Annotated in this window: 11 protein-coding genes and 1 pseudogene; 1 reads left to right on the top strand and 11 read right to left on the bottom strand. The window is 67.6% G+C overall.

From position 1 onward, the window contains the following. The 9 genes from Q0066_RS11580 to Q0066_RS11620 form a co-directional block, all read right to left on the bottom strand. Nucleotides 1-313 (bottom strand): GTP-binding protein (locus Q0066_RS11580; RefSeq protein WP_298133050.1); only part of this gene is annotated, 313 nt, incomplete at its 3' end. A 97-nt stretch (nt 314-410) separates the two neighbouring features. After that, complete coding sequence (rpsG, locus tag Q0066_RS11585; protein ID WP_298133051.1) at nt 411-881, bottom strand: 30S ribosomal protein S7; 471 nt, start codon at nt 879-881, stop codon at nt 411-413. Then, nucleotides 881-1,252, bottom strand: a complete 372-nt coding sequence (gene rpsL / locus Q0066_RS11590) for a 30S ribosomal protein S12 (protein WP_020488528.1) — start codon at nt 1,250-1,252, stop codon at nt 881-883. The genes rpsG and rpsL overlap by 1 nt, the downstream gene beginning before the upstream one ends. A 264-nt stretch (nt 1,253-1,516) precedes the next feature. Continuing rightward, on the bottom strand, nt 1,517-2,575 hold the full coding sequence (locus Q0066_RS11595) for an ATP-binding cassette domain-containing protein (RefSeq protein WP_298133052.1): 1,059 nt from the start codon (nt 2,573-2,575) through the stop codon (nt 1,517-1,519). Beyond that, on the bottom strand, nt 2,572-3,354 hold the full coding sequence (locus Q0066_RS11600) for an ABC transporter permease (protein WP_298133054.1): 783 nt from the start codon (nt 3,352-3,354) through the stop codon (nt 2,572-2,574). The genes Q0066_RS11595 and Q0066_RS11600 overlap by 4 nt, the downstream gene beginning before the upstream one ends. Next, entirely contained in the window at nt 3,351-4,109 is a 759-nt protein-coding gene (gene modA, locus Q0066_RS11605) for a molybdate ABC transporter substrate-binding protein (protein WP_298133056.1), read from the bottom strand. Before modA ends, Q0066_RS11600 begins: the two co-directional genes overlap by 4 nt. Continuing rightward, a complete protein-coding gene (locus Q0066_RS11610; RefSeq protein ID WP_298133057.1) occupies nt 4,106-4,507 on the bottom strand; it encodes a TOBE domain-containing protein in 402 nt (133 codons plus the stop codon). The genes modA and Q0066_RS11610 overlap by 4 nt, the downstream gene beginning before the upstream one ends. Before the next feature lie 100 nt (nt 4,508-4,607). Next, a complete protein-coding gene (gene rpiB, locus Q0066_RS11615) occupies nt 4,608-5,093 on the bottom strand; it encodes a ribose 5-phosphate isomerase B (RefSeq protein ID WP_298133060.1) in 486 nt (161 codons plus the stop codon). Nucleotides 5,094-5,102: 9 nt separating this feature from the next. Then, nucleotides 5,103-5,312: a hypothetical protein gene (locus Q0066_RS11620; RefSeq protein ID WP_298133061.1), complete on the bottom strand. Its 210-nt coding sequence runs from the start codon at nt 5,310-5,312 to the stop codon at nt 5,103-5,105. Nucleotides 5,313-5,699: 387 nt separating this feature from the next. Between Q0066_RS11620 and Q0066_RS11625 the strand changes: the two genes are divergently transcribed. Beyond that, entirely contained in the window at nt 5,700-5,879 is a 180-nt protein-coding gene (locus Q0066_RS11625) for a hypothetical protein (protein WP_298133063.1), read from the top strand. Nucleotides 5,880-5,900: 21 nt separating this feature from the next. Here Q0066_RS11625 and Q0066_RS11630 read toward each other — a convergent pair whose 3' ends face one another. Together Q0066_RS11630 and Q0066_RS11635 are read right to left on the bottom strand one after the other, a co-directional pair. Continuing rightward, nucleotides 5,901-6,734 (bottom strand): hypothetical protein, encoded by an 834-nt coding sequence (locus tag Q0066_RS11630; protein WP_298133065.1) that lies wholly within the window; start codon nt 6,732-6,734, stop codon nt 5,901-5,903. Nucleotides 6,735-6,828: 94 nt separating this feature from the next. Further along, nucleotides 6,829-8,285, bottom strand: a pseudogene (locus tag Q0066_RS11635) (DNA-directed RNA polymerase subunit beta'); the annotation flags it as partial.

Consider the following 8,285-nt stretch of genomic DNA (forward strand, 5'->3'; position numbering starts at 1 on the left):
CAGCGCCGTCCAGGACGCGCAGCGAGCGCTCCACCTCGACGGTGAAGTCGACGTGGCCCGGGGTGTCGATGATGTTGATCTGGTGGTCTTTCCAGAAACAGGTCGTCGCGGCCGACGTGATGGTGATGCCGCGCTCCTGCTCCTGCTCCATCCAGTCCATCGTGGCGGCGCCGTCGTGCACCTCACCGATCTTGTAGGTGATGCCGGTGTAGAACAGGATGCGCTCGGTGGTGGTGGTCTTGCCCGCGTCGATGTGGGCCATGATGCCGATGTTGCGCACCTTGGCCAGGTCGGTGTTCACGTTGATCGCCACTTAGGGTTCCTCAGGTCTTGATGTGTTGTCTGTGGGCGGGCAGGCGAGAAGCCCTCCCCCCGGAACGGGTCCCGTTCGCGGGGCGGAGAGCCTCAGATCACCAGCGGTAGTGGGCGAAGGCGCGGTTGGCCTCGGCCATCTTGTGCGTGTCCTCGCGGCGCTTCACCGAGGCGCCGAGACCGTTGGACGCGTCCAGCAGCTCGTTCATCAGCCGCTCGGTCATGGTCTTCTCGCGACGGGCGCGGGAGAAGCTCACCAGCCAGCGCATCGCCAGGGTGGTCGCGCGAGCGGGCTTCACCTCGACGGGCACCTGGTAGGTGGCGCCACCGACACGGCGGCTCTTCACCTCGACGGCGGGGCGGATGTTGTCCAGGGCCTTCTTGAGGGTCTGCACGGGGTCAACGCCGGTCTTGGCCCGGGTGCCCTCAAGAGCGGAGTAGACGATGTTCTGCGCGACGGTCTTCTTGCCGTCGAGCAGGATCTTGCTGACCAGCTGCGAAACCAGCGGCGAGCCGTAGACGGGGTCGACGACGACCGGGCGCTTCGGTGCGGGGCCCTTGCGCGGCATTACTTCTCCTTCTTCGCGCCGTAACGGCTGCGAGCCTGCTTGCGGTTCTTGACACCCTGGGTGTCGAGCGAGCCGCGAATGATCTTGTAGCGCACGCCGGGCAGGTCCTTCACACGGCCGCCGCGCACCAGCACCATCGAGTGCTCCTGCAAGTTGTGGCCCACGCCGGGGATGTACGCGGTCACCTCGACACCGGAGGACAGCCGGACGCGAGCCACCTTGCGCAGCGCGGAGTTCGGCTTCTTCGGGGTGGTGGTGTACACACGCGTGCACACGCCACGGCGCTGCGGGGAGCCCTTGAGCGCGGGCGTCTTGTTCTTGCTGACCTTGTCAGTGCGGCCCTTGCGGACCAACTGCTGGATGGTGGGCACCGGCTGGTATCACTTTCCGTCGTGGTTGAAGGCACGTCCTGGCGAACGTGATTCGCTGTTGGGGTGTCGCGTCACAGACGGAAAGTCGTCGCGACGGGCACACACGGATGGTTCGGTCGCCCGAACACAACCACCAAGGTTACCCGCTGCCGTTCGTCAGTGCAAAAGCAGCCACCCTCCCCAGGCGCTCGCCGAACTATTTGGGGCTCGCCGAGTTCAGCGAGCGCTAAGTAGTTCGGCGAGCGGTCGATGCTGGCGGTGTGATCAGCGGGGGTAGAGCAGCACCTGGCTGGCCTTGACCGAAAGCCAGACCGGGGCGCCCGGTACCAGGGCGAGCTCAGCCACCGCGGCGGCGGTCAGATCGACGGTCAGGATCTGTCCGGACGCTGCACAGACCAGCCGGGCTGCGTCCCCGCGAGGCTCCACAGCGGTGACTTCTGCCGGCCACACGTTGCGCGGGCTGCCCTCCGGATGGTTCCGGTGGACGGCGATAGCGGCGGGTTCGATCAGCGCCAGCGTCCGCGCACCCGTGCCTAGCGAGGCATCGGGAATCCCGTGTACCACCAGGCCGTCGGCGTGCATCGACTCCGATCCTGCAGCGATGCCCGAGATCAGGTTCCGACCACCCAGGCTGGCCGGGAAGTCGTTGCGCGGACGCCGCATCACTTGGGCGACGCTGCCCTGTTCGACGATCCGCCCGTCGGCGAGCACCACCACGCGGTCGGCCAGGCGCCACAGGTCGATCAGGTCATGGGTGACCAGCAGCACCGGCAACGCCAGCGCCTGCAACCGCTGCGCCAGCACCTGCCTGATCTCGGCCGCACCCTGGACGTCGATCGCCGCCAGCGGCTCGTCGAGCAGCAGGGCGTCCGGTTCGGCGGCCAGTGCTCGGGCGATGCCCACCCGCTGCGCCTGGCCGCCGGAGAGCTGGCTCGGACGCCGATCGGCCAACTCCCGGGCACCGACCAGTTCGAGTTCGTCGAGCGCTCGCCGCCGGGCGTCGGTGCGCCGCTGCCCGTTCGCGACCAGGCCGAACGCGACGTTGTCGCGCACCGTGAGGTGCTCGAACAGCAGCGGGCGCTGCGCCAGCCAGCCGACCCGTCGGCGATGCACCGGCACCTTCACGCCCGGGCCGGTGAGGATGCGTCCGCCCAACCGGATCTGACCCGACGCCGGCGCGAGCACGCCGATCACCGACTCCAGCACCGACGACTTGCCGGCGCCGTTGGGCCCGATCAGCGCACAGGTCTCCCCCGGCGCCACGCTCAGCTCCAGCCGGACGCCGCGCCCGGGCAGGTCGACCTCGACCTCCAGACCGGTCATGCCGTCCGCCCCCGGTTCAGCAGGGTGGCGCCCAGCACCAGCAGAGCGGCCAGCGCGATCAGCACCGCCGCCAGCGCCAGTGCGGTGTCGGTGTCGACCTCGCGTTGCAGATAGATCTCCAACGGCAGCGTGCGGGTGGTGCCCTGCAGCGAGCCGGCGAAGGTGATGGTGGCCCCGAACTCCCCCAGTGCCCGAGCGGCGGCCAGGCTGGCGCCGGAGACGATCGCCGGACGCAGCGCCGGCAGCGTCACCTGCCACAGCACCCGGGAGGGCCCGGCGCCCAGCGTGGCGGCCATCAGTTCGGCGTCGCCGTCGATGCTGCGCAGCGCACCCTCGACGGCGACGACCAGGAACGGCATCGCGACGAAGGTCTGCGCGATCACCACCGCGGCGGTGGTGAAGCCGATCTCGATGCCGCCCAGGCTGAGCACCTGGCCGACCAGCCCGCGGCGTCCGAGGGTGACCAGCAGCGCGAGGCCGGCGACCACCGGCGGCAGCACCATCGGCACCGTCGCCACCACTCGTCCGACAGCCACCCAGTGGCCGCGCAGCCGGGACAGCACGAGTGCCACCGGCAGGCCCAGGACAAGGGAAAGAAGGGTGCTGGCCAGGCACGTCTGCAAGCTGAGCACGAGCGCGTCCCGGGCCGCGGAACCGGCCAGTAGCACCGGTACCTGCGACCACGGGACGCGCACCAGCAAACCCAGCAGGGGCACGCCGAGCAGCAGGCCCCCGATCACGGCGAGTACCCCGATCCAGCGGGGCACGGGACGGGTCACGGAGTGACGAAGCCCGCCGCGCTCAGGGCGTCCTTGCCGGCCTGCGAGGTGACCAGGGTCACGAACTCGCCGGCCAGGTCGGGCTGCGGTGCGCTGGCCAGCACCGAGATCGGGTAGTTGTTCACGACCTGATCGGAGCCCTTGATGGCAACGGTTTCCACCTTGCCACCGGCACCCTTGGCATCGGTGACGTAGACGATGCCGGCGTCGGCCTCACCCGAGGTGACCTTGCCGAGCACATCGGTGACCTTGCTCTCCTGCGAGACCGGCTTCAGCGTGACGCCCAGCTTCTCGGCCAACTGGTTGGTGGCGTTGCCACAGGGCACCTCGGGCGCGCAGACGACCAGCTTCTTGCCGTCCAGCGAGGAGTCGAGCCCGGTGATCTTCTTCGGGTTGCCGGGCGCAGTCACCAGGGTGAGCACGTTGCGGGCGAAGACGGTCTGGGAGCCGGTGGTCAGCTTGGCGTCGACGGCGTTGGCCATGTTCTTCTCGTCGGCCGAGGCGAAGACGTCGGCCTTGGCGCCACCCTTGAGCTGATCAACAAGGCCCGAGGAGCCGTCGAAGTTGAACTTCACCTTCACCCCCGGATGGGACGCCTCGAACTTCCCGCCCAGCTCGGTGAACACCTTGTTCAGCGACGCGGCGGCGAACACCTGCACGGTCTTCTCGCTCGATGCCGGGCTACCACTGCTACCACAACCGCTCGCCGCCAAGCCGAGCGCCAGGGCGATGATCACGCCCACCAGCTTCTTCATCGAAACGCCTCCACAGTCACGTTGGTCGCCTTGACCACGGCGGTCGCCAGCGAGCCCACCTCGAGCCCGAGTTCCCGGACGGCCTCGGTGGAGATCAGCGACACGACCCGGAACGGTCCGCACTGCAACTCGACCTGGGACATCACGACGTCCGAGGTGACCTTGGTGACCAGGCCGGTGAAGTGGTTGCGCGCCGAGCGATGCCCCGCCGCCGGGTCCAGCGCATCGGTATTGCTCGCCAGCTCCTGGGCGAGCGAAGCCAACTGCGCACCGGCGACGACCTGGCGTCCCGATGCGTCCTGAGACAGGCTGAGACGCCCCTGCTCGGCCCAGCGACGCACCGTGTCGTCGCTGACCCCGAGAAGAGACGCAGCCTCAGAGATCCGTAGTTGCGTCACGAGCAGGACGATAGCACCGTAAGAACGGCTTCTTTGGAGAATCGGTGACACGGCTCATCGCCGAGCGCACCCCGTTCGGACGGGCGTTCGCGCGACCTACTCAGCCGGTACAGGCGGGCCCCATCTTGCGCAGGTCCTCGAGGCTGATGTCGCCGTCGAGCGCCTTCAGCATCTCGACCCGCTGCGCGTGCCGCCCGCCGGCCGGCTCGGTGGTCAGGAAGGCCTCGACGATCATCCGGGCCTCCCCCGGCCCCACCACGCGCTCACCCACCGCGACGATGTTGGACGCGTTGTGCTGGCGCGACAGCCGGGCCGTGTACGGCTCCGAGCAGACCACCGCACGCGCGCCAGCGACCTTGTTCGCCGCCATCGAGATGCCAACCCCGGTACCGCAGACCAGGATGCCCAAGTCGTACTCGCCGGCGGCCACCTTGTGCCCGACCACCGCCCCGGCGTACGGGTAGTCGACCTTCTCGCCCACCGCCGGGCCGAGGTCGTCCACCTCGTGCCCCATCTCCCGAGCCTGCTCGACCATCTCCAACCGAAGCTCCACCCCGGCGTGGTCGCTATGCGCAACGATCTTCATGTCGCCAGCTTAAGCCGACAACACCGCCACGGCCGGCGCGGCTTGGCGGTTGAGGGTGGTGTTGCGGGCGAGCCCGGCGAGCCGGCTCTGGAGGGGCTGGGTGTCGCGGACAAGCTCGGCGGGGTCGAGCTTGTCGCGGCGGGCCCCGAGTGGGTGAAGAAGATCTTCCGCCGGGCGGCCCAGTTGATCACCACTCCGGCATGGGCGCAGATCGGACATCCGGGGAAGCTTTGCCAATGGCGTGCTGCGTGGAAAGGCGGACTATTCGCTCACAGCCACCAATACATACATGCCGTTCTTGGGTGTTGCCACAGCAACGAATGGCAAAGGGCCAGTCACAAGCAGATTCAGTCGCTCGATCAATTCAACCGCATCCATCAAGGTTGTAGCTGGAGTCGAAGCGGAAGCAGGCGTGATCCTCGTAAGTGCCGCGTCAATGCGAATTGCTCGACGACGCCCCTCCAAACCGGGACAATCAAGTATCGGCAGGCCAATGAAGGATGGCGGACATGGGTCGACGCCTCGTCCTCAGTCTGATTCTGCTAGTGGGTGGCAAGTGGCCAATGCCTGGGCGGTGGGGACCTGGCGACTACCCATCGAGTTTCAGTGGATGGCCATGAGGTCAGTTCGGGCACCATTGCCTGCTCGACCGGCATTACCTATACGAACTCGGCGATCCAGCCCACCCAGGGCAAGCACGATGTGCGAATCATGTTCGGGCCGGAGGTGGAGAATACTGTCACAGCCTACGTGCGGGTGATACCCGAGCGGCTAGCCGGTCAGTGAGTGTGCCTATCTGGGTTGACCTCACTTCATCAACTTGTCTGGATAGAACTGGACCGTCTCGCCGTCCGCGTCCACGATCTGCCAGGACGGGATCGGCGTCCGCGGGACGTCCTGGAACAATGCAGCGAGCACCGCGATCACCCTCCGCAACCCACGGCCGTCGGCGAAGTCGACGGAGTCGTAGGCGTCCTCCTCCCACTCATACTCCTGCATCTCCTCAAGAGCGAAGCACTCGTCCACCTTGATCTCAGGAAACTCCTCGGATTCGGTGACGCACAGCTCGACACGACTGCCCGCCGCGGTCGGCGCGAAACGCACCACGATCCGATGCCCGTCGTCCCGGCTCGGCAGCATCCAAACCCGGGCGTAGTCGGGTGGCTGGCAGCGCTGGCGCAGACCAGCGAGTAGTTGATCGACCCACTCGTCCAGGCGGCGTACGAACTCGGGGTGCGGCTGCGCCGAGTCGAGGCCCGGGAGGTCCTTGGGCACGAGCAGGTCAAGGTGCCGCCCAGTCGCCGGCCACTGCTCCACGCGGTCGAAGAGGACTTCCTTCGGGCTGCCGTCAAGCTCGCTGACCCGCATGGTCAGGGTGTAGCCGTCACGATCGATGACGTCGCTCCATCGTCCCCGGCCTTGCCCCGGAATCCAGAATCCATCGCGGGTCAGCACCACCAGGCCAGCAAAGAACGTACCGATGGACACCAGCACGACTGCTGTGGCGAAGACGATCACCAGCGAGCGCATCCAGTCCCACCAGCTCCATTCGAATGCCGCCCAGAGCAGCCCACCTGCGGCCGCCAGCCACAGGGGTGCCGCAATCAGCCAACTTCGTCGCAGCATGATCACCGGAAACACGACGAGCACCCTATCCGCTCAGCCATCGGGCCCTACAGGGTGAACACGGCAAACGGCCCCGGGGGAATCCCCGGGGCCGTTCGTCAGCGATCACTCAGCGCAGGTCGCCGATGTCGAACTCGTCCAGCGACACGTTCATGCCACTGCTGGCGATGTCGTAGTCGTACGGGTCGTAGCTGAGCTCGTAGGCAGCCGCCCGGGCCTCCGCGGTCGGTTCGACCCGGATGTTGCGGTACCGCTCCAGGCCGGTGCCGGCCGGGATCAGCTTGCCCAGGATGACGTTCTCCTTCAGACCCACCAGGCTGTCCGACTTGGCGTGGATCGCCGCATCGGTGAGCACCTTGGTGGTCTCCTGGAAGGACGCCGCCGACAGCCACGACTCGGTGGCCAGCGACGCCTTGGTGATGCCCATCAGCACCGGACGGCCCTGGGCCGGCATACGACCCTCGGTGACCATCTGGCGGTTCTGGGTCTCGAAGGTGTTCCGGTCGACCAGCTCACCGGGCAGCATCGAGGTGTCACCCGACTCGATCACCGTGATCCGGCGCAGCATCTGCCGGATGATGATCTCGATGTGCTTGTCGTGGATCGGCGCACCCTGCGTGCGGTACACCGCCTGCACCTCTTCGACCAGGTGCTCCTGCACCTTGCGCAGACCGCTCACCCGCAGGACGTCCTGCGGATCCGGGGTGCCGGCGTAGAGCTGGGCACCGGCCGGCAGGTGATCGCCGTCGGCGGTCGAATGCCGGAGGCCGTTGTTGTCCTCCCACTCCAGGCGAACCCGGCGCGGCAGCACGTACTCCAGATCCTCTTCGCCGTCGTCGCGGACGATGATCAGCTTGCGGTTGCGGTCACCCTCCTCGATCCGGACGCGACCCGCGGCCTCGGCGATCGGCGCCTTGCCCTTGGGCTGCCGGGCCTCGAACAGCTCGACCACGCGCGGCAGACCCTGGGTGATGTCGTCACCAGCCACACCACCGGTGTGGAAGGTACGCATGGTCAGCTGGGTGCCGGGCTCACCGATCGACTGCGCGGCGACGATACCGACCGCCTCGCCGACGTCGACCAGCTTGCCGGTGGCCAGCGAGCGGCCGTAGCACATCGCGCAGGTACCGGACGCCGCCTCACAGGTCAGCACGGAACGCACCTTGACCTCGGTGATGCCGTTCTTGAGCAGCTTCTTGATGTTGACGTCGCCCAGGTCGACCCCGGCCTGCACCAGCACCTTGCCCTCGGCGGTGACCACATCGGTGGCCAGCGTCCGGGCGTAGACGGCGGTCTCCACGTTGCGGGCGGCGACCAGCTTGCCGGTCCGGCCCTCCTCGGCGATCACCTTGGTCAGGCCACGCTCGGTGCCACAGTCCTCCTCGCGGATGATGACGTCCTGCGAGACGTCGACCAGACGCCGGGTCAGGTAACCCGAGTCGGCCGTCCGCAGCGCGGTGTCCGCCTGGCCCTTCCGGCCACCGTGGGTGGAGATGAAGTACTCCAGCACGGACAGGCCCTCACGGAAGTTGGACTTGATCGGCCGGGCGATGATCTCGCCCTTCG

Origin of the sequence: Micropruina sp., assembly GCF_027492755.1 — a bacterium.
Taxonomy (GTDB): domain Bacteria; phylum Actinomycetota; class Actinomycetes; order Propionibacteriales; family Propionibacteriaceae; genus Micropruina.